Source organism: Listeria monocytogenes, assembly GCF_900187225.1.
Classification (GTDB): domain Bacteria; phylum Bacillota; class Bacilli; order Lactobacillales; family Listeriaceae; genus Listeria; species Listeria monocytogenes.
Window position 1 is genome coordinate 1,825,331 of sequence record NZ_LT906436.1, and the last position, 22,276, is coordinate 1,847,606.

The following is a 22,276-nucleotide window of genomic DNA, read 5'->3' on the forward strand; positions in this document are numbered from 1 at the left end:
GGAATCGTTGTATTGTGGCTCTATTTACGGAAAAGACGTAGTAAAAACGCGCCTGCTAGTGAGAATAATCCAAGCCCAACCCACGGAAGACTACTGTTTGTATCTCCAGTTGATGGGAGATCACTTGCTGAGATAGAAGTAGTTCCATCCGCGCTATAACCTGAGGAAAGCATTGTTCCTGAACCATTTGAGCTCATGTTTGTAACGGTTACGCCAGTTCCTCCGTTAGAAGTTCCAGTAGTTCCTCCATTGGTAGAAGGATTTGGTCCACCATCCGCATCAGCGTCAGCATCAGCATCGGCATCAGCGTCAGCATCCGCATCCGCATCAGCGTCTGAGTCTACTAAAGGCAGAACTGTTACGGATACATCATCACTTGTTTTTACTTCATCGCCGTATTTAGCTGTTACTTGAAGATGAATAACATCTCCAGCTTTCAAATTATAATTAGGAATATTGATTGTATAGGTTCCATCTGCATGGATTAAGACATTTCCAATTACAGTACCATCTGGAAGAGTCAAATTAATATAGAAAGTTGTTCCAACAGGTGCATCTGATTGCAATGATTTCAGAAGGGCATTGATGTTCATGTTTTTATAAATTGAGGAACCCGAAATTGTTTTAGTTCCTTCATATATTGGATTTACAGTTGGTTTTTCAACTAGGAAATCTCTCCAGTCAATGTCTACATCGGCATCCGCGTCGGCATCCGCATCGGCATCAGCGTCAGCATCCGCATCTGCATCCGCGTCCGCATCCGCATCTGCATCCGCGTCAGCATCCGCATCCGCATCAGCGTCGGCATCCGCATCCGCATCAGCATCCGCATCGGCATCCGCGTCAGCATCCGCATCGGCATCCGCATCAGCATCCGCGTCAGCATCCGCGTCAGCGTCGGCATCCGCGTCAGCATCGGCGTCAGCATCCGCATCCGCATCAGCGTCGGCATCCGCATCAGCGTCAGCATCCGCGTCGGCATCAGCGTCGGCATCGGCGTCAGCATCCGCGTCAGCATCGGCATCGGCGTCCGCATCCGCGTCAGCATCTGCGTCGGCATCCGCGTCAGCATCCGCATCCGCATCGGCATCCGCATCCGCATCAGCGTCGGCATCGGCGTCGGCATCCGCATCCGCATCGGCGTCAGCATCAGCGTCGGCATCAGCGTCGGCATCCGCATCCGCATCAGCATCCGCATCGGCATCCGCATCAGCGTCGGCATCCGCGTCAGCATCCGCATCCGCATCCGCATCGGCGTCAGCATCCGCGTCAGCATCCGCATCAGCGTCGGCATCCGCGTCAGCATCCGCATCGGCATCCGCATCCGCATCCGCATCGGCGTCCGCATCGGCGTCGGCATCAGCATCCGCATCAGCGTCGGCATCGGCGTCAGCATCCGCATCGGCGTCAGCATCCGCATCCGCATCAGCGTCGGCATCGGCGTCAGCATCCGCATCCGCATCGGCGTCAGCATCCGCGTCAGCATCAGCGTCAGCATCCGCATCGGCATCAGCATCCGCGTCAGCATCCGCATCGGCATCGGCGTCGGCATCCGCGTCAGCATCCGCATCAGCATCCGCGTCAGCATCCGCATCAGCATCCGCGTCAGCATCCGCATCAGCATCCGCGTCAGCATCCGCATCAGCATCCGCGTCAGCATCCGCGTCGGCATCAGCATCCGCATCAGCATCCGCATCAGCATCCGCATCGGCGTCAGCATCCGCGTCGGCATCCGCGTCAGCATCCGCATCCGCATCAGCGTCAGCATCCGCATCAGCGTCGGCGTCAGCATCCGCGTCGGCGTCAGCATCCGCGTCCGCGTCAGCATCCGCATCAGCGTCGGCGTCAGCATCCGCATCCGCATCGGCATCCGCATCCGCATCGGCATCCGCATCGGCATCCGCATCAGCGTCAGCATCCGCATCGGCATCCCCAACATCCGTAGTAATAAACCCACGAGCCGCATTACTATTCAACAAATCAACATCTAAAAGCCCATCACCAGTTCTAGCAGCAAAGTCTAATTTCCCATCATTGGCACTAGGTAGCGCAGTTACGCCAAGCGCTAGCAAATCAATTGTCAAAGTGAAAGTAGATACACTACCAACTCCGACTCCCAGTAAGTGATTTACTTTCGCACCAATTGCATTTCTACTAGAATCAATAAAGAAATTGCTTGAGCTACTTCCATTTACTGTCCCTTGATTAAATAATCCAATACCGCCAATTCCTAAATAAGCAATTTTATAGTCAATTTTCGTATTTGCTCTTATATTTGGATTACTCAAAATAGAAGAAAGTTCACTTGGCAATTCAAAATATGGATAGTATGTGGATACCGCACTAGCACTAACTAACTGATTCCCAGAAAGAGTAATCACTAATTTCCCATTAGAATACTGTGTATTCAAATTAGAATTCCCTAGCAAATCAATTGTTGCCGCATCCGCTTGAATACCACTTAGGGCAAATTGGTGATTAAAAGAATCGTAATTCACAGTGACAGGCGCTACCATCATCGTTGTTGTCGTAATAAGCGCCGCAATTAATTTTGCTTTTTGCGCTCGCTTTTGGTCTAATCTCCGTTTGTAATCTACACGCTGTTTTTTCATCATTTTTCCCCCTTAAAAATCAATTGTTCTTGATTTTGAAAAATAACTGAAAACAGAATAAAGGTATTTAATTATGTTTTCCTAATAAGCTAACTATTAAGTATCCCCTGAACCTTTATCCAATATCAGATACCAACTATTTCAGCCAAATGCCCCTCCCCTCGTTTTCGAACCTAACACTAGTTGTTATAACCCGTTAGATAACTTTACTATATAGTATATTTTTAAAATTTAAAGTAAAAAGTACTAGAACCAAAAAATACTTCAATTCGATTCTTTTAGTCTAAAAGTTACACAAATATACGTATTTATAGCCTATATTTAAACTTTAGGACTGTTCCTATAAGGGTATTAAGACCTACAAAGATTAACTTTACATGAATTGTCTTTCAATTGTATACAAATCTTTTTAAAATGGTTCTTCACTTCAGATTCTATTTGTACGCAAAAAAAATAGCCCTTTTTCAAGGGCTTACTTTTTTAATAAAGATATGCTTTTTTTAGTTGTTCTTTTTTAGCATCGGTTAGTCCGAGTTTTTCTTTTAAAAAGTTGTCCATCGAACCATATTTTGCATTAATTTCATCGAAGGCTGCATTGATATAAGATTCACGAACTTCCATTACGGCTGTCATTCCATCAATCACTTTTTTATTATCTGTTTTTGCTGCAACGGCTTCAATTGCTTTTTTATTTTCGTCAGCACGATATTTATTGGACAGCATATAATCGTCAATGACCGTGTTTTTATCCACACCTAACGCTGAAAGAACGAGGGCGGTTCCAAATCCAGCTCGGTCTTTTCCAGCTGTACAGTGCCAAAGAACAGAACCATCTTGGTTTGCTAGTAGTATATCAAAAAAATCTTTATAGGCTTGTATCGAAGTTTCATCTGTAATAAAGCTCTTATTAGCATTAATGAGAAATGTCTCTGGATTATCCATTTTGGCTAGGCTAGCAGTTAAATCTTGTGTGCTTGTAGATGTTCCATTATCTTTCATCACAGAATCGTGCGTATAGTCTACATCTGTGAGTTTCGGATCTGGTTTCGCTGCGACTTCTGAACTTGTTCGGAAATCAACTATATGAGACAAATCATATGTATTTACGAGTTTCTTTTTATCCGAATCACTTAAGTTAGCGAGTTCGGCACTTCTAATGAGTTTATGTGGCTTAATGGTTAGTCCATCCGTTGTTTTGTATCCGCCTAAGTCCCGGACATTTACAGCGCCTTCTAATTTAATTTGGCTTCCTGGTTTGAGTGTTTGCTCGGTTTTAACATTTGCTTCTGCTTTTTCTTCTGACTGCGCCCCGCATCCACCTAATAGTAAAGTCGCGCTTAGTACCCCTGCTCCTGTTACTTTTACCCAATTTTTCATTCTTTCTCCTCCTTTTTGATTGCTTCGTGTACATTATAGCAACGCAATTTGTTGGTTGAATGAAGGGTTTGTAAAGAAATCATTTTAGGGATGTTAAGGTATGAAAAAAAGCCAAAACCCGGAATGGGTTTTGGCTTTCTGAATTAAAATGGCATCTTGAAATTGCCGAATGGGTTTTTGCCTTTTTTGCCTTTGCCGCCACCAGTCATTTGCTTCATCATTTTTTTCATTTCAGCAAATTGTTTTAGGAGACGGTTAATTTCTTGAACCGGACGTCCGCTACCACGTGCAATCCGTTTTCTTCTACTTGCATTGATGATATCTGGGTTGTCTTTTTCATTTTTGGTCATTGATTTGATAATTGCTTCAATATGACCTAGTTGTTTATCATCGACGTTCATGTTGTCGAGGCCTTTCATTTTGTTTGCCCCTGGCATCATTTTAAGTAGTTCGTCTAGTGGTCCCATTTGTTTTACTTGTTGTAATTGTTCTAAGAAGTCATCTAGCGTCATGCTGTTGTCTTTCATTTTTTGTTCCATAGCTTTCATTTTTTCTGTATCTACATCGGTTTGCGCTTTTTCAATCAGGGAAAGCACATCCCCCATGCCGAGAATTCTGGAAGCCATACGATCTGGATGGAAGGTTTCAAGGGCTTCCATTTTTTCGCCAGTCGCGATAAATTTAATCGGTTTACCAGTGACGGAACGAATCGAAAGCGCGGCACCACCACGTGTATCACCATCTAGTTTCGTTAATACGACACCTGTAATTTCTAATTGTTCGTTGAAGCTTTGCGCCACGTTGACAGCATCTTGCCCGGTCATGGAATCGACTACAAGTAAGATTTCGGTTGGCGTTGCAATTTCTTTCACTTGTTTTAACTCATCCATTAGCGTTTCGTCAATATGAAGACGACCGGCTGTATCGATAATGACATAATCTAAATGTTCTTCTTTTGCTTTAGCAATAGCTTGTTTGGCGATTTCGACCGGGCTTACTTGGTCTCCTAGGGAAAATACCGGCATATCTAATTGCTTGCCAAGGGTTTCTAATTGTTTGATTGCGGCAGGTCGATAAATATCTGCTGCGACAAGTAATGGTTTACGGTTATATTTTTTGCGTAATAAATTAGCAAGTTTGCCGGAAGTCGTTGTTTTACCAGCCCCTTGTAAACCTACCATCATAATCACGGTTGGCGGGCGGTCCGCTGTTCCGATTTTGCTTTCTTCTCCGCCCATTAAGCTTGTTAGTTCTTCTTGAACGATTTTGATAACTTGTTGGCCGGGTGTTAGGCTTTTCATAACGTCCGCGCCGACAGCACGTTCGCTTACTGTTTTAATAAATTGTTTAACGACTTTAAAGTTAACATCGGCTTCTAGTAGAGCAAGGCGAACTTCACGCATCATTTCTTTTACGTCAGCTTCGTTTACTTTCCCTTTACCGCGAATTTTGTTCATTGTTTCTTGGAGTCTTCCAGCTAGTCCTTCAAATGCCATGATTCTGGCCTCCTAATCGATATTTTTAAGCTGTTCGAGCGTATCTTTCACTTGCTCGTCCAGAAAATTCTTCTTGGTTAATTGTGCTTCTAATTGAGTAAAGAGTTTTTCTCGTTGTTGATATTTTTTTAGCATCCCTAGTTTTTCTTCGTATTTTTCTAGGCTTTCCTCGGTTCTTTTAATATTATCATAAATGGCTTGTCTACTCACTTCAAATTCTTCGGCAATTTCGCCCAGTGAGTAATCATCTAAGTAATAAAACGAAACATACGCTTTTTGTTTTGTTGTCAGTAATTCCTGGTAAAAATCAAATAATAAATTCATACGGTTTGTCTTCTCAAACAAGGCATTTCACCTCTCTCCTTTTAAAGGATACGGGGAAATCGCGGGAATGTCAAGGAAGGTTAGACAAAAGAGAAAAAAGCCAGAATGACGAGTATCATTCGGCTTTCTCTGATTATTTTTCGTTATCAACCATATCAGCAAATAAGCCATACACATATTCATTTGCATCAAAGGCTTGTAGGTCATCCATTTGTTCCCCAAGACCGACGAATTTCACTGGAATGTCCAGTTCGTTACGGATGGCGATGACAATACCACCTTTAGCAGTACCGTCTAGTTTTGTAAGGATAATGCCTGTTACGTCCGTTGTTTCTTTAAATTGTTTCGCTTGAACGAAGGCGTTTTGACCAGTGGTTGCATCAAGTACTAGTAAAACTTCGTGTGGCGCATTAGGAATTTCGCGCGTAATGACACGTTTTACTTTTTCTAATTCGTTCATTAGATTGACTTTGTTTTGTAAACGGCCGGCTGTGTCGCAAAGTAAAATGTCTGCTTTACGTGCTTTTGCGGCTTGAACGGCATCAAACATAACAGCGGCAGGGTCACTTCCCTCGGCTTGTTTAATGACATCCACGCCGGTGCGCTCGCCCCAGACTTCAAGTTGATCAATTGCGCCAGCTCGGAAAGTATCACCAGCAGCAAGCATGACTTTTTTGCCTTCTTGTTTAAAGCGATGGGCCATTTTTCCGATGGAAGTTGTTTTACCAACCCCGTTCACACCTACAAATAAGATAACGGTTAGTCCGTCTTCTTCGATATGCAGTGCTTCATCTTCTTTTTCGTCCCCTTGGTAAATCTCGACTAATTTTTCGACAATCACTTCTTGGACATCTTTTGGATCGCTAATATTTCTAAGTTGCACTTCGCGACGCAGCGTATCAACTAGCTCCATGACAGTTTCAAAACCAACATCTGCTCCGATAAGGATTTCTTCTAGTTCTTCAAAGAAATCTTCGTCGACTTTACGATAGCGAGCAACCATTTCGTTGATTTTTCCGGAAAAGTTGCCGCGTGTTTTGGATAAGCCATCTTTAAATTTTCCAGAAACGGAATCGGTTTGCTGGGTTATTTTATCTTTTAGTTTTTTAAAAAAGGTCATTTTATTTACTCCTTTTATTTAATGAGTTCGGCTGTTTCTTCTAAGCGAACCGAAACTAGTTTGGAAACGCCGGACTCTTGCATAGTAACACCGTATAATACGTCGGCTTCTTCCATTGTTCCTTTACGGTGTGTGATAACGATGAACTGGGTGCCTGATTCAAATTGCTTCAAGTAACGGCTGAATCGCGTAACGTTGGCTTCATCTAGTGCTGCCTCTACTTCATCCAAAATACAGAATGGTACTGGACGAACGCGAATGATAGCGAATAGTAAAGCAATCGCCGTTAAAGCACGTTCGCCACCAGAACGAAGCGATAAGTTTTGCAGTTTTTTGCCTGGAGGTTGAACGACGATATCAATTCCGGTTGTTAAGAGATTTTCTGGATCGAGTAGAACCAGTTCTGCGCTTCCGCCACCAAATAGCTCTGGGAAAACAATCGCAAATTCGGTTTTAATGGCTTCAAAACTTTCACTAAAACGAATTTTCATTTCTTCGTCCATTTCGTCCATGACTTTAAAGAGAGTTTCTTTTGCGGCAAGTAAATCCGCTTGTTGTCCTGTTAAGAAATCAAAACGTTCTTGGATACGCTCGAATTCTTCGATAGCACCAATGTTAACAATGCCGAGTTCATCAATAGAGCGTTTTAGCAAACGAACTTTCGAACGCGCTTGTTCGGTATTTACTTCTGACAAGATTTTTTCTTCGGCTTGCTCTGGTGTTAGTAAATAAGCTTCTTGCAGACGATCAATTCGGTTAGCGATATCTACTTCTAAACGACCGATACTAATTTCCGCATTATTTTTTTGCTCCATATAAAAACTGATTTGATTATTTTTTTGTGTTAGCTCCGCTTCTAGTAGTTCCAGTTTTTCTTGGAGTTCTGCGCGAGTTTGTCTTGTTTGCGTGAGCTTCTCGCTTGTTTCAGTCTTATCTTTTCGTAGTTCTTCAATGGATTTTCTAGCTGTTTCTTCGCTTGTATGGACACTAGTTAAGTTGGTTTTTAAGGAAGCTAGTTTTTGTTCGGCGGCTTCTTTTTGTTCGTAATTTTCATGTAGCGTTGTTGTTACTCGCTCGACTGCTTCTGTAGCAGATTGAAGTTGCTCTCGTTTAGCAGCGATTTGCGCTTTTAAGGACGACAGACTTTCTAGATCTGCTGCACGTTTGCTTTCTAAAGCTTTACTCGAACTTGTCATTGCTTTGATTTCTTCATCAGTTACTTCAATTTGTTTTGCGATTTCAACTTGTTCTTGCAGTAAAGTTTCTTTTCGCTCTAGTAGTTTGTTTAATTCTTCGCTACCATCCGCTTTTTCAATATCATATAGTTGTAATTGTTTATTAAAGCGCTCTAGATTCTCGGTTTCTCGGTCTAGTTTTCCAAGTAATTCCTTTTCTTGTAAACGTAAATTTTCACCAATAACTCGTGTTTCTTCGAGTTCTTCACGTTTTTTCGCCATGCTATCTTTAGCCAGTTGAACCGCGGATTCTATTTCACGAGTGGATTCATTTAGTTCAGCAATCTTCTCTGCTAATTGACCAAGTTCATGTTTTCTCGTTAAAATAGATGATTTTCCGCCTTTAGTTGCTCCACCTGTCATCGAGCCGCCCGCATTCACGACGTCACCTTCCAGTGTCACAATACGATACCTAAAGTTGACTAAACGAGCAAGCGTATTTGCGCCTTTTAAATCTTTCGCTAAAATCGTTGTACCTAGTGCATTCAAAATGACCGGAGAAACTTTTTCATCAAAAGAAATGACTTCACTTGCCAGTGCGATAAAAGCAGGTTGGTTGCTTAAAGCGTTTTTTGTTGCAGCTGGAAGTTCGCGAGGTTGAATTGTCGAAAGTGGCAAGAAGGTTGCACGACCACTTTTCGTTTTTTTCAAGAAACTGATGGCTTCACGAGCAACGCGGTCATCTTCTACAACAACGTTCTGCGCACTGGCCCCGAGCGCTGTTTCCATGGCTTGTTGGTATTTCGCGGGAATTTCAACAAGTTCTACTAGCGCACCTAAAATTCCTGGAATTTCCTTTTTTGCTTTTAAAACTTCCCGGACTCCTTGGAAAAAGCCAGCATAATCGTCCGCCAACTCCTCTAAAGTTTCCTTTCGCGATTTCATTTGTTGCACTGTTTCATAATGTTTATAAAGCGCACGTTCTTGCGTTCCAAAAACAGCTTCTTGTTTTGCTAAAGTTTGCTGTACTTCACGGTAAATTTCCATTTGTTCCGTAAGCTCACTTTGGATTTTTGTTAAATGTGTTTTGGTTGTTTCGATTTGAGCGAGCATATCTTTTCTATCATCGACATGATGACTATTTTCTAAATCTAATTTGTCAATTCGACTCGTGATTTGACCGATTTGGCGCTCAATATAACCTAAATCATTATTGATTGTCGTTTGCGTATGGCGCAGATCAATATAATCACTTTTGCGGTTTTCGATTGCTTCTTCGGATAAATCATCGTATTTGGCAAGTGTCGCTTCTAGCTCTTTTTTCGCTTTGATAGCAATTTCAAGTGCCGTTTCTTTTTCGAGTTTTGAGCTGCTTAGAACTTCTTTTTGCTCTTCCAATGCAGTAATTTTTTCCGTAATTGCCGCCAGTGTTTCTGCGTAGACTTGTTCATTTTCGCTACTATGCTTTTTACGTTCTAATTGAAGATTTCGCTCTCCTTCTAGTTGTTCGAGCTTTTCCGTTTCGACTAAAAGGCGTTCTTGTAATTTATCTAGCGCGATATCTGTTTCATTCAGTGCTTGTTTTTCACGTGAAATAACTGCTTCTTCGGCGTGTAATTCTTCGCGCAACTTGATTAAAACAGTTTGGTTTTCGCCAAATTCTTTACGTACTTCGGCTAGTTTTTCTGTTAAGGAACTGATTTCACTCGCAAGTAGCGTCACTTCGTATTTTTCTAGTTCTTCTTGTTGGAATAAGTAATCCTTGGCAATAGAAGCTTGCATTTCAAGTGGTTCTAATTGTCCTTCTAATTCATACAAAATATCTTGTACACGGTTTAAATTTTCTTCGGTTTCAAATAATTTATTTTCTGCTTGTTTTTTACGGTGTTTATATTTTAATACGCCGGCTGCTTCTTCAAAAATGGAGCGACGTTCTTCTGGTTTACTGTTCAGAATTTCATCGATTTTCCCTTGCGAAATAATCGAAAAAGACTCTCTCCCAAGTCCAGAATCCATAAATAAATCGACAATATCTTTCAGTCGACAATTCTCTTTATTAATTAAAAATTCACTATCACCATTACGGTAAATCCGTCTAGTAACAGCTACTTCGCTATAATCAAGTGGTAAAAAATGGTCTTCATTTTCGAGGATAAGCGATACTTCCGCAAAATTAATTGGTTTACGTGTATCACTTCCAGCAAAAATAACATCACCCATTCGGCCACCACGGAGCGATTTAGCGGACTGCTCACCAAGTACCCAGCGGATTGCTTCTGTAATATTACTTTTCCCGCTGCCATTTGGTCCTACAACTGCAGTCATGCCGGGCACGAAATCTATCGCAACTTTGTCAGCAAAGGATTTAAAGCCATTCATTTCTAATCGTTTTAATAACATGTCCGGACACCTCCATTTTTGTTTATCTGTGTGTTAGTTGGTTTATAGCAAATTGTGCCGCACTTTGTTCTGCTTGTTTTTTTGTTCTGCCGCTGCCTTTTCCGAGTACTTGTCCATTAACAATTACTTGCGCATCGAATGCTTTATTGTGTGCTGGTCCTGTTTCACCAAGGATATCATATTCGATCAGGACATCACGGTCCCGTTGAACAATTTCTTGCAGTTGCGTTTTATAATCAACTGTTTGTAGATATGCCCCTGCATCAATCTTCGGAAAAATGACGCGTTCTAAAAATGTAACAACTTTATCAATCCCATTATCTAAATAAAGCGCGCCGATAAAAGATTCGAATACATCCGCAAGAAGTGCTGGACGAGTTCTTCCACCAGCTTTCTCTTCCCCTTTACCAAGTCGTACGTATTTAGAAAAATGTACTGCTTCTGCAAACTCAACTAAAGAAGGCTCACAAACAATTGCTGCACGCATTTTTGTCATGTGCCCTTCTGCCATATCTGGATATTTGTTAAATAGATAGTCTGATACCGTTAATTCAAGTACTGCATCACCCAAAAACTCTAGGCGTTCATTATCTTTCACATTTTCCCGGCGGTGTTCGTTGACGTACGAGGAATGTGTAAATGCTTGTTTTAATAATTCTACATTTTTAAAATCGAATCCAACGCTTTCTTGTAATTCTTCCCATTGATTCATTTCACTTGCTCCTCTCTTTAATAAGCAAGTTCATTTTCTAAACAGCCACTAGCGAAAAGCTGCTTAGAAAATGAACCAACAAATCTCGTAACCTTGAAAAAGAGGCCACCTGCGCTACTTGTCTCGCGTGCGGAAGTTACCACAGCAAAGATAAGTAACACGGGCACCCTCATTTATCCGGTCACATAAAGTTTTATGCGTTCGCCTCTATGTACTTCACTGCATCACCAACTGTGTTAATGTTTTCAGCGTCGCCATCAGAGATTTCAACTCCGAACTCGTCTTCAAGTTCCATTACTAATTCAACAACATCTAGGGAATCTGCACCTAGATCTTCTTTGAAGGAAGCTTCTAAAGTTACTTTGGATTCCTCGACACCTAGACGGTCGACGATGATTTTTGTAACTTTTTCTAATACTTCTGCCATTTTTCACTTCACCTCCCTCCAAGTATTATATAGGATTATTTCTCCTACGTAAACAAAAATATTTAAAGTAATGCGAGCCAAGAAAATTCGCATTCATTAACCAATTTTACATCACCATTCCGCCATCAACGGATAGTGTTTGACCAGTAATATACTTCGAAGCATCACTTGCTAAGAAAAGAACTGCATTCGCAATATCTTCGGTTGTTCCGTAAGCACCAAGCGGAATTTGTGCTAACATTGCTTCTTTTGTTTTTTCGTCTAATTTGTCTGTCATATCTGTTGTAATGAAACCAGGAGCAACAGCATTTACGTTAATACCACGGGGCGCAAGTTCTCGAGCAGTTGTTTTTGTTAAACCGATAACGCCCGCTTTACTTGCTACGTAATTTGCTTGACCTGCATTACCAATCAAACCAACAACAGATGCCATGTTGATAATTTTACCTGCGCGTTGTTTCATCATTGTACGACTTACTGCTTTTGTACAAAGGAAAGTTCCTTTTAGGTTGATGTTAATAACGTCATCCCATTCGTCTTCTTTCATACGCATTAATAAATTATCCCGTGTAATTCCCGCATTATTCACGAGAATATCCACACGACCAAAGCGTTCGATTGCTTGTTTGAAAAAGGCATCTACATCTTCGGCAATGGCTACGTTTGCTTTCATTGCTTCTACTTCAACACCATGTTCAGCAACGAGTTTTGCTGTTTCTTCCGCAGCTTCTGGGCTACCATTGTAATTGAAGAAAATATTCGCGCCTTCTTTGGCTAAGTTAATGGCAATGTCACGTCCAATTCCGCGTGATCCACCTGTTACTACTGCTACTTTTCCTTGTAAAGTCATTAATTATTCTCCTTTCAAAGTTGCTGCAACGCTTTTCACTGATTCAGCGTCACCTGCTGACAGTACAGTTACATCACGATTGATTTTTTTAATTAAACCCGCTAACACTTTTCCAGAACCAATTTCGACAAACGTATCTACGCCGTTTTTAATTAGTTCTTCGACGATATCTTCCCATAGTACTGGAGAGTAAATTTGTTTGATTAATTTATCACTAATTTCCGCTTTATCAGTAGTTTGTTTGGCATCCACATTGTTAACAACTGGAATGTTACCATCTGAAATTTCTACTTCTGCTAAAATCTCACGGAAAGCAAGTGCGGCTGGTTCCATTAAGCTAGAGTGGAAAGGTCCGCTAACAGCAAGTGGTAATACGCGTTTTGCGCCACTTTCTTTTGCTTTTTCGCCTGCTTTTTCAACGCCAGCTGTTGTTCCGGAAATAACGATTTGTCCTGGGCAGTTAAGGTTGGCAAGTTGTACTGCATCCCCTTCTCTGGTTACTTCTTCCGTAATTGTTTTTAATGTTTCCCGGTCTACGCCAAGAACTGCAGCCATCGCACCGGCACCGTTTGGTACAGCTGCTTCCATTAATTCACCGCGTTTACGTACAAGGTAAATCGCATCACTTGCTTCTAAAAATCCGCCTGCAACAAGTGCACTATATTCACCAAGACTATGTCCCGCTACGTAATCAGCTTTCACACCATACGTTTCCAGTGCACGTAAAATAGCGACACTTGTGGAAACTAATGCTGGTTGTGCGTTTTCGGATTTCGTTAATAATTCAATTGGACCTTCTGTAATAATTTCTGTGATTGAAAACCCGAGTCTTTCGTCAGCATCATCATAGATTTTTTTTGCTTCAGGATATTCTGCTGCTACATCTTGTCCCATGCCAATTTTTTGTGCTCCTTGACCGGGAAATACAAATGCAATTTTAGTCATTAGATTCTGTTCCTCCTACTTTTACTTTGTCTACTTCTGCTTTAATTGTTTCGACCACTTGTTTTTCAACCATTTCACGTACTTGACGGATAGTGGTAAAAATACCATTAGCATTGGATGAACCGTGGGCTTTTACAACTGGAGCTTGAACACCGAACAAACAAGCACCGCCATATTCGCTATAATCCATTTTTGCTTTTAAAGCCATTAAATCTTTTTTCAAGAAGCTTGCTGCAACTTTATTTTTAAAGCCATTAAGCAAACTCATTTTTAGCATACTTAGGAAAGCGGCGCCTGTTCCTTCGATGGACTTAAGTACCATATTACCAGTAAATCCGTCGGTTACAACAACATCTGCTACATCCATTAATAAATCACGCGCTTCGATGTTGCCGATAAATTCATAAGCATCTTGATTTTTCATGAGTTCGAATGATTTTTTTGTTAAATCATTTCCTTTTGTTTCTTCTGTTCCAATGTTTAAAAGTGCTACGCGCGGACGATCAATTTTACGCACTTTTTCTGCGTAAACCGAGCCCATTAAACCAAATTGTAGTAAATGTTCTGGTTTTGCTTCCGCATTTGCTCCTAAATCAAGCATAACAAAGCCTTTTCCTGTCACGGTTGGTAGCGTAGGTGCAAGTGCTGGACGGTCAATTCCTTTAATACGGCCAATGACGAACAATCCGGTAGACATTAGTGCACCAGTGTTTCCAGCTGAAATACAGGCATCTGCTTCTCCGTCTTTTACCGCTTGGGCAGCAAGTACCATGGAAGCTTTTTTCTTCCGTTTTACAGCGCGAACTGGTTCATCATCACTTTCAATTTTTTCATCGGTATGTATAATTTTTACGCGGGTTTTATCAGTTAAATATTCATTTATTTTTGTTTCGTCTCCAAAAAGAAGAATTTCAACATCTTTATATTGGGCCACAGCTTTCATCACACCTAAAACAATTTCTTTTGGTGCGTGATCTCCACCCATCGCATCTACAGCAATTTTCATTATACGTCAGTCCTTTATTTTCATTTTTGCGTTGCGTGATACATTTCAAATTTGCCTTTAAGTACAATTTCATCTCCAACATAGCTTTTCACGTCTACGATTGTAATAGCTCTGTTGTCTGTTGCCGGACGTACTTTTGCTTTTGCGATGATGCGTTCTCCTTCGTTTACAGAACGAACAAAGCGAACGGTTGCTTGTGTTGTTAGAGCTATTTCATTTGGGATGACGGCGGTTGCTAAGGAATTAGCTTGGGCAAACAAATGATGCCCACGAGCGATTTTATTTCTTTTAAAAACGTGCTCACTACGCACATCAAAAATCGAAATAGCGCTCTTGCTAAGTTGAATATCAATAATTTCACCAATCACTTCATCGATGGGAAGGCTTTTTACTGCATCGGCATAATTGACACTCGCAACATGTTTGATTCGCTCTCTGAGTTCGGGGATAGAAAGTGCTACCCTATCTAAACGGATAGTTTGCACACTGACCCCAAATTTTTCTGCAAGCTGCTCATCTGTTATGAAAGGATTTTCTTCAATAGCAACTTGAAGTTTCATTTGACGATCCTTTTTAGAATATTTTTTCATGCACGTATCCTCATCTCTTTTTTGTGAAAGGTATTAATACCAGCTACTAAACAGTAGGTAAAAAAAGGAAGTTACCTCTGTAGGATAACATTCAGAACTTCCCTTGTATTTGTTGGTACTTTAATATGTTATTAAAAATCAAGCCAAGTTGCAAGTTTTTTTAAAGATTGTTACATAGGTTTAATCTAGTTTTTGCTCCGTGAAGACGCCTTCTTCCTCCAGAAGCGCTACTAATTTTTCGTAGTTTTTGTTCTCTAACATATCTTCTTCAAAAATCATATGAACGGCATCTTGGCGGGCGATCTCCAGTACGCGGTAATCGTGAACCATATCTGCTACTTTGAATTCTGGAACACCACTTTGTTTTCTACCGAAGAAATCTCCAGGGCCACGAAGTTCTAAATCGCGTTCACTGACCACGAAGCCATCGTTTGTTTCTGACATAATCATCATACGTTCTTTGCCGACTTCGGTTTTTGGGTCAGCAATTAAAATACAGTAAGACTGATCTGCCCCGCGCCCAACTCGGCCTCTAAGTTGATGCAATTGTGCTAAACCAAAACGGTCGGCATCGTAAATGACCATCATGGTAGCGTTTGGTACGTTTACGCCAACTTCAACGACAGTGGTCGAAACAAGGCAATCAATTTTTTTATCATTAAAGTCGCGCATAATTTGCTCTTTATCTGCTGGTAATAGTTTACCATGCATCAGTCCAGGGATATATTTCGTCCCCCATTTATTTTGTAAAATGTTGAAAACGTCTATCGCATTTTGCACATCGAGTTTTTCAGATTCTTCAATCAAAGGACAAATGATATAAACTTGATGACCTTTGTCAATTTCTTTTTCCATAAAACCAATGACCCGATCAAGCATTTGATGTTTGACCCAGTAGGTTTCAATTTCTTTTCGACCAGCAGGAAGTTCATCGATAATCGATACGTCCATTTCACCAAATGCTGTAATTGCAAGCGTTCTTGGTATCGGTGTAGCTGTCATAAATAAAACATCCGGATATTCGCCTTTTTCACGTAGAACACGACGCTGCGCTACGCCAAATCGATGCTGCTCGTCAGTAATAACTAAACCTAGGCGATGATAAATCACTTCGTCCTGAATTAGTGCATGTGTTCCGATTAAAACATCAATTGAGCCATTTTCAAGCATTGCTAGTAATTCTCTGCGTTGCTTTCCTTTCACGCTACTTGTAAGCAAACCAACTGTAATATCAAATGGTTGCAACAGTTCTACTAAAGAATTGGCATGTTGCTCGGCTAAAATTTCAGTTGGAACCATAAGCGCACTTTGGAAGCCACTTTTGGCCGCTGCATACATGGCAATAGACGCTACAACTGTTTTCCCCGAGCCAACGTCTCCTTGTAGTAACCGGTTCATATGAAAATGTGATAACATATCGCCGCAAATTTCATTAACTACACGCTTTTGCGCTTTTGTTAGTGGGAAAGGTAAGGAATCAATGTAATGGCGCAAATCTTCCACGTCATAATTAATCGAAATTCCGCCTGATTTCTCGCGTTCAATTTTACGGAAAAACTGCATTTTCAATTGGAATAACAAGAATTCTTCGTAGACCATTCGGCGCCTAGCTTGTTTCAATTCCTCATTATTTTTAGGAAAATGCAGAATGCGCACTGCTTCTAGGCGATCCATTAATTGGTATTTTTCTAATAGATTGCCTGGAATAACTTCTTCAATATCTTGACTATAACTATCAAAAGCAAGTCTCGTATATTTTTGCATTGTTTTATTGCGTAGCGTTCCTTTTAGACGGTAAACGCCTTCTAGTTCTTCTTCGCTTTCGACAGCGCCTATTTTAATTTTGCTCGCTGTAACTTGGGCGCGGCTCTTGTCCCATTTGCCAGAAATTGTCACTGTTTCGCCAACGCTTATTTTACTTTTTAAATAGGGTTGGTTGAAAAAATCGATTTTGATGACTTGACCTTCAGTTGAGACGCGGAAAGAGAGCTTGGATTTTTTGCGACCGTAGAATGCAACGGTTGCTTCTGTTAGGACTTCGCCTTGAATCGTAATCCGTTCTTCATGCGCCACTTCTGATAAATCCCGCAACCGATAATCCTCATAGCGATACGGAAAGTTCCATAGCAAATCATGCACGGTGGATAAACCTAACTCTTTTAAAGTTTTCGCTGTTTCTTCGCCAATTCCTTTGATTTCAGTTGTCGGGATTCGTTTAAGTTCACTCACGCTTATCTTCTGGCGACAGTCCGAAAATCTTCCGCTGAATTGCACGTCCAGTCGGTGTAGCCGCCAATCCTCCTTCTGCCGTTTCTCTTAAAGAGCTTGGCATTTGTAAGCCTACGCGGTGCATTGCTTCAATTACTTCATCACATGGAATGCGGCTCTTAATACCTGCAAGTGCCATATCTGCTGAAATAATTGCTTGCGAGGAACCAAGAGCATTACGTTTAACACATGGTACTTCCACAAGTCCCGCTACTGGATCACAAACAAGTCCAAGCATATTTTTCATCGTCATTGCCATAGCATGTGCTGATTGTTCGGGAGTTCCGCCGGCTGCTGCTACAATCGCTGCTGAAGCCATCGCACTTGCAGAACCAATTTCCGCCTGACAACCACCTGCTGCCCCACTTATAAAAGCATTATTCGCAACAACATAACCAAAGGCACCTGCTGTGAATAAAAAGTTAACCATATCCTCACGAGTCATTTCCAGACGATCTTTTAAAGAAAAAAGTACACCTGGTACAACTCCGGCACTCCCTGCAGTTGGGGTGGCGCAAATAACTCCCATCGAAGCATTAACTTCATTGGTCGCGATTGCTTTTGCTACAGAATCAAGTAACACTTCACCTGATAAGAAGTTTCCTTTTTTGATATAGTCTTGCATGAGGACAGCATCTCCGCCTGTTAATCCAGTTGTAGAAGTAACACCCGCCTCACCTTCACGAATAGCTTCTTCCATAATATCTAAATTCCGTTCCATCGCAGCCGTTATTTCTTCCCGCGGTAAACCAGAAATATTCATTTCACGCTTAATCATAATTTCAGCAATAGTTAGGTTCTCGCGTTCAGCAATATCTACTAATTCTGCTACAGTTCTAAACATTGTTCACACTCACTTTCTTTACTCTTTACCAACATACCTGATTTACAACTCAAAATAAAGCCAAATGCACGTTTTATTTACGCACATTTGGCTTTACACAAATCGAGCGAAAGCCACCGATTTACTAGAAAACTACTAAATCATGACACTTGCTACTTGATAAATCCCTGATAATTCAGCGATTTTGCTAATTAAAGCTTGTTCAACTTGTTGGTCTACTTCAATGACCATTAACGCTTCGTCGCCTTTTACTTTACGGGACACTTTCATTTGACCGATATTGATTTTATGGTCGGCAATCACGGAAGATACTGCAGCAATCGCGCCAAATTTGTCTTGATGTAAAATAAGGATAGCTGGAGCAGTTCCAGTGAATTCTAGTTCGAATTCGTTTAAGCGAATAATCTCTACTTTGCCTCCACCAATGGATGCACCAATTAATGTCATTTGTTGCATGCCATGTTTTAATACTAACTTTACAGTATTTGGATGAGGCGGCTCTTCCACTTCTTCAATAAACTGAATACGCATGCCCCACTCTTCAGCAAGCTTCGGTGATTCTTTCATACGCGGATCATCTGGCTCAAAACCGAGCAATCCACCAATCAGTGCTACATCTGTACCGTGACCTTTATAGGTTTTGGCAAAAGAACCATATAAATGAATATCTACTTGGGATGGTTGTTCATTAAAAACAGCTCGTGCAATGGCACCAATACGACTAGCACCGGCAGTATGAGAACTTGACGGACCAATCATTACTGGACCAATAATATCAAATACGCTATTAAATTTCACTAAAATCATCCTTTCTTCTATCCATTTAATTAGGCGTCTTTATTCTACAGCAAATATATACGGATAAACTGGTTGGTCACCTTCGTGAATTTCTACTTCGACATCTGGGAATGCTTCTGTTACTTTATCAGCAAGTGTTTCTGCTTTTGTAGTATCTGAATCTTCACCAACAATGATTGTAACGATTTCGCTATCGTCATCAAGTAGTTTTTCTAGTGTTTTGTAAGCGGCTTCTTCTAATGTTGCACAGCTAACTTTGATTTTACCTTCGACCATACCGATGAAGCTGTCTTTTTTGATTTCTACACCTTCTACCGTTGTATCACGAACGGCTGTCGTTACTTGGCCACTTGCTACGTCTTCAATTGCTGCTTTCATTGCTTCTGCATTAGCTAAGAAATCTTGATCTGCTTGGAATGAAAGAACAGCAGTAAGTCCTTGTGGAATTGTTTTTGTAGGGATGATTTGCACTTTATCATCTCCTAGAATTTGCGCTGCTTGTTCCGCAGCCATTTGGATATTTTTATTATTTGGAAGAACAAAAACTTGTTCTGCATTGGCTGATTCAATTGCTTTTACAATATCTTCTGTACTTGGATTCATTGTTTGACCACCTGAAAGAACAACAGATACACCCATGCTCTCAAATAGTTTCTTCAATCCTTCTCCAGCTGAAACAGTAACAATACCATAAGCCGCTTTTTCTTTTGCTGGTGCTTTGTCATCACCAACAATTTCATTATGCTGTTCACGCATATTTTCTACTTTCATTTTAAGTAGACTACCGTATTGTTGGCCGTAGTTTAGCACTTCACCTGGATGTTCCACATGGACATGTACTTTTACTACTTCATCATCCGCAGCTACAAGTAAAGAATCACCAAGTTTACTTAAATCTTGACGGAACTGTTCTTCATCAAAAGGTTTTTGACCTGGTTTGTTTTCATTGATTTTTACGATAATTTCAGTACAGTAACCAAAATGAATATCTTCAGTTGACATAAAGTCTTGCACATGACGATGATGTTCGGCATTGATTAGTTCACCCATAGATGCCATATAATCAGGAGCTTCGGCCATTTTGCCAGTTAGTGCGCCATAAAATCCTTCATAAATAATGATAAGACCTTGACCACCACTATCTACAACACCAACTTCTTTTAAAACTGGAAGTAAATCTGGTGTTTTTTCTAAAGCTACTTTTCCTTGTTTTAAAATAGCTTCCATCACTAATTCGATATCCTGATGTTCATTTGCTGCTGCAACTCCGGCTTTTGCGGCTTCACGAGCTACGGTTAAGATTGTTCCTTCCACAGGTTTCATAACAGCTTTGTAGGCAGTTTCCACGCCTTTAACAAAAGCACCAGCAAATTCTTCCGCATTTAAGGTTTCTTTGTTTTCAATCGCTTTAGAAAATCCTCGGAAAAGTTGGGATAAAATAACACCAGAGTTCCCACGGGCACCCATTAGTAAGCCTTTAGCCAAGTTGGCTCCAACGGCACTAATTGTTTCTTTGTCATTTTTCGCAACTTCTTCTGCTCCACTTGTCATCGATAGGTTCATATTCGTTCCCGTGTCGCCATCTGGAACCGGGAAGACATTCAATGAATCTACAAAATCAGCATTTTTTGCTAAATTCTCTGCTCCAAGCGCTATCATTGCTGCAAATTTCTCTGAGTCTAACTGATATATACTCACTTACATAATCCTCCTTAAGATTCCTTGATTACTCGGACACCTTGAACATAAATATTCACTGATTCCACTGTAATACCGAGTGTTTTTTCTAGTGTGTATTTGACGCGTTCTTGAACGTTATGTGCAACTTCGGATATTTTAGTTCCAAAACTAACAATGATATACATGTCAATATGTATACCTTCTTCTTCTTGTCTAACGATTACACCTTTAGTATAATTTTCTCTTCTAAGAATATCTGTTAAACCATCACGGATTTGATGTCTACTTGCCATTCCAACGATGCCAAAATTTTCTTCGGCAGCTCCACCAGCGATTGTTGCAATAACGTCACTAGTAATGTCAATTTTGCCTAGCTTTGTGTCGATTTCAATTGCCATTCTATATTCCTCCCTACGGATTATATTCTCGTTCGATTATTTTTTTATTTTGATTTTATTTGATAGTAAAGTTGTCCCTACCTATTTTACTATAATCACGGCCCTTTGGAAAGCATATCCTAAATTTGCCTGATTAAAGCTACTTTTATGCTGTCAAGTAAAAATTCTTTGCACTATTTTCGCATATCCTCTTGCAAAGTATACTTGTTTATGATAAATTATTCTAGTGTATGAAAAACAAATGGATAGGTTATTTTAAATAAATTATCCGAAGAGCTCTGTAAGGAGGGGTAAACTATGGCTAAAGAATGTGTTATTACAGGCCGCAAATCACGTTCCGGTAACAAACGTTCCCACGCAATGAACTCCAGCAAACGTACTTGGAAAGCTAACTTGCAAAAAGTACGGATTCTGGTTAACGGCAAACCTAAAAAAGTTTGGGTATCTGCTCGTGCGCTTAAATCTGGTAAAGTGGAACGCGTTTAATTGAAGGAGAAATCAAGTGCAGCGACAATTATGTCGGTGCATTTTTTCTTTGCCTTAAAATAAAAAAATACAGGCCACGTGCACCTGCATTTCATTTTAATCATTGCTTTGTGTTAATAAAATCATTCCACTTTTAAAGGAAAACTCTCCCATTTGTCCCACAAACTCATTACTTGATAGAGCTGAGCCTACTGGGTAAGTAGCATTTTCGAGTGGGTAGGCGAATCCTTTTAGTGTCAGTCCTGTAACGTCTCTCATTGTTGTAAATGCGACATACTTTTTATCTGGCAGTTTTTCAATGGTATAGCTACCTGGCGTATACATTTTGATGTAGTTATAGCGGTCAATCATTTCTACAACTGGCACAGCGCTTAAAAATTTTGGTTTGGTCAACATCATTAGATTTGCAAGTAGATGGTCTAAGCGGCCTCCTGTTGCACCAAAAATACGTATCTTATCCGGTTTTTGCTCCATTGCCCAGCTTAATCCAATTTCTGTATCTGTTTCATCTTTTTCAGCTGGAAATTCAAGTACATCTGCTACTTTTGTTTTCAAATAAGTTAGCTCTTCTTTAGAGAGCGAATCAAAATCCCCCATCGCAATAGTAGGTATTATGCCTCGGTCTAATAACCGTTTAGCTCCGCGGTCTACGCCAATCCAACTAATCTCTCCGCTCGTATATTGTGCTAAATCAGGAATTTCGGACGCAGGTCCACCAACCATGATATTAATTGTTTTCATACTTGTAACCCCTTCTTCCCTAATAAA

Annotated in this window: 19 protein-coding genes; 1 reads left to right on the forward strand and 18 read right to left on the reverse strand. The window is 40.8% G+C overall.

Going from position 1 to position 22,276, the window contains the following annotated elements:
- Positions 1–20: 20 nt before the first annotated feature.
- The 17 genes from CKV70_RS09280 to CKV70_RS09360 form a co-directional block, all read right to left on the reverse strand.
- Positions 21–2,612, reverse strand: coding sequence for an Lmo1799 family Asp-Ala repeat surface protein (locus CKV70_RS09280; protein WP_077904662.1), 2,592 nt, complete (start codon positions 2,610–2,612; stop codon positions 21–23).
- Between the two features lie 480 nt (positions 2,613–3,092).
- On the reverse strand, positions 3,093–3,989 hold the full coding sequence (gene lipA / locus CKV70_RS09285; protein ID WP_003733102.1) for a tyrosine/lipid phosphatase LipA: 897 nt from the start codon (positions 3,987–3,989) through the stop codon (positions 3,093–3,095).
- Between the two features lie 143 nt (positions 3,990–4,132).
- Positions 4,133–5,485, reverse strand: a complete 1,353-nt coding sequence (gene ffh / locus CKV70_RS09290; protein WP_003723861.1) for a signal recognition particle protein — start codon at positions 5,483–5,485, stop codon at positions 4,133–4,135.
- Positions 5,486–5,497: 12 nt separating this feature from the next.
- A complete protein-coding gene (locus CKV70_RS09295; protein WP_003723862.1) occupies positions 5,498–5,830 on the reverse strand; it encodes a putative DNA-binding protein in 333 nt (110 codons plus the stop codon).
- Positions 5,831–5,942: 112 nt separating this feature from the next.
- Entirely contained in the window at positions 5,943–6,929 is a 987-nt protein-coding gene (ftsY, locus tag CKV70_RS09300) for a signal recognition particle-docking protein FtsY (protein WP_003723863.1), read from the reverse strand.
- Between the two features lie 14 nt (positions 6,930–6,943).
- Entirely contained in the window at positions 6,944–10,504 is a 3,561-nt protein-coding gene (smc, locus tag CKV70_RS09305) for a chromosome segregation protein SMC (protein ID WP_003723864.1), read from the reverse strand.
- 22 nt (positions 10,505–10,526) lie between these two features.
- Positions 10,527–11,216, reverse strand: a complete 690-nt coding sequence (gene rnc / locus CKV70_RS09310) for a ribonuclease III (RefSeq protein ID WP_012951781.1) — start codon at positions 11,214–11,216, stop codon at positions 10,527–10,529.
- Positions 11,217–11,409: 193 nt separating this feature from the next.
- A complete protein-coding gene (locus CKV70_RS09315) occupies positions 11,410–11,643 on the reverse strand; it encodes an acyl carrier protein (protein WP_003723866.1) in 234 nt (77 codons plus the stop codon).
- Between the two features lie 106 nt (positions 11,644–11,749).
- Positions 11,750–12,493, reverse strand: coding sequence for a 3-oxoacyl-[acyl-carrier-protein] reductase (gene fabG / locus CKV70_RS09320; protein WP_010989818.1), 744 nt, complete (start codon positions 12,491–12,493; stop codon positions 11,750–11,752).
- Between the two features lie 3 nt (positions 12,494–12,496).
- Positions 12,497–13,438, reverse strand: a complete 942-nt coding sequence (fabD, locus tag CKV70_RS09325; protein ID WP_014600939.1) for an ACP S-malonyltransferase — start codon at positions 13,436–13,438, stop codon at positions 12,497–12,499.
- On the reverse strand, positions 13,431–14,444 hold the full coding sequence (gene plsX / locus CKV70_RS09330) for a phosphate acyltransferase PlsX (RefSeq protein ID WP_003723870.1): 1,014 nt from the start codon (positions 14,442–14,444) through the stop codon (positions 13,431–13,433). Before plsX ends, fabD begins: the two co-directional genes overlap by 8 nt.
- Positions 14,445–14,464: 20 nt before the next feature.
- Positions 14,465–15,034 (reverse strand): transcription factor FapR, encoded by a 570-nt coding sequence (fapR, locus tag CKV70_RS09335; protein ID WP_003723871.1) that lies wholly within the window; start codon positions 15,032–15,034, stop codon positions 14,465–14,467.
- A 180-nt stretch (positions 15,035–15,214) separates the two neighbouring features.
- Complete coding sequence (recG, locus tag CKV70_RS09340; protein WP_003733099.1) at positions 15,215–17,263, reverse strand: ATP-dependent DNA helicase RecG; 2,049 nt, start codon at positions 17,261–17,263, stop codon at positions 15,215–15,217.
- Positions 17,256–18,146 (reverse strand): L-serine ammonia-lyase, iron-sulfur-dependent, subunit alpha, encoded by an 891-nt coding sequence (gene sdaAA, locus CKV70_RS09345; RefSeq protein ID WP_003739226.1) that lies wholly within the window; start codon positions 18,144–18,146, stop codon positions 17,256–17,258. Before sdaAA ends, recG begins: the two co-directional genes overlap by 8 nt.
- A gap of 135 nt (positions 18,147–18,281) precedes the next feature.
- A complete protein-coding gene (gene sdaAB / locus CKV70_RS09350) occupies positions 18,282–18,944 on the reverse strand; it encodes an L-serine ammonia-lyase, iron-sulfur-dependent subunit beta (RefSeq protein ID WP_003733097.1) in 663 nt (220 codons plus the stop codon).
- A 39-nt stretch (positions 18,945–18,983) separates the two neighbouring features.
- On the reverse strand, positions 18,984–20,642 hold the full coding sequence (locus CKV70_RS09355) for a DAK2 domain-containing protein (protein ID WP_014930980.1): 1,659 nt from the start codon (positions 20,640–20,642) through the stop codon (positions 18,984–18,986).
- Positions 20,643–20,656: 14 nt separating this feature from the next.
- Positions 20,657–21,022 (reverse strand): Asp23/Gls24 family envelope stress response protein, encoded by a 366-nt coding sequence (locus tag CKV70_RS09360; RefSeq protein ID WP_003720130.1) that lies wholly within the window; start codon positions 21,020–21,022, stop codon positions 20,657–20,659.
- A 297-nt stretch (positions 21,023–21,319) separates the two neighbouring features.
- Here CKV70_RS09360 and rpmB point away from each other — a divergent pair, with 297 nt between their 5' ends.
- A complete protein-coding gene (gene rpmB / locus CKV70_RS09365; protein WP_003720131.1) occupies positions 21,320–21,508 on the forward strand; it encodes a 50S ribosomal protein L28 in 189 nt (62 codons plus the stop codon).
- A gap of 96 nt (positions 21,509–21,604) precedes the next feature.
- On the opposite strand, the gene CKV70_RS09370 is transcribed toward rpmB, so the two are convergent.
- Positions 21,605–22,249, reverse strand: coding sequence for a thiamine diphosphokinase (locus CKV70_RS09370; RefSeq protein WP_003723061.1), 645 nt, complete (start codon positions 22,247–22,249; stop codon positions 21,605–21,607).
- Between the last annotated feature and the right edge of the window lie 27 nt (positions 22,250–22,276).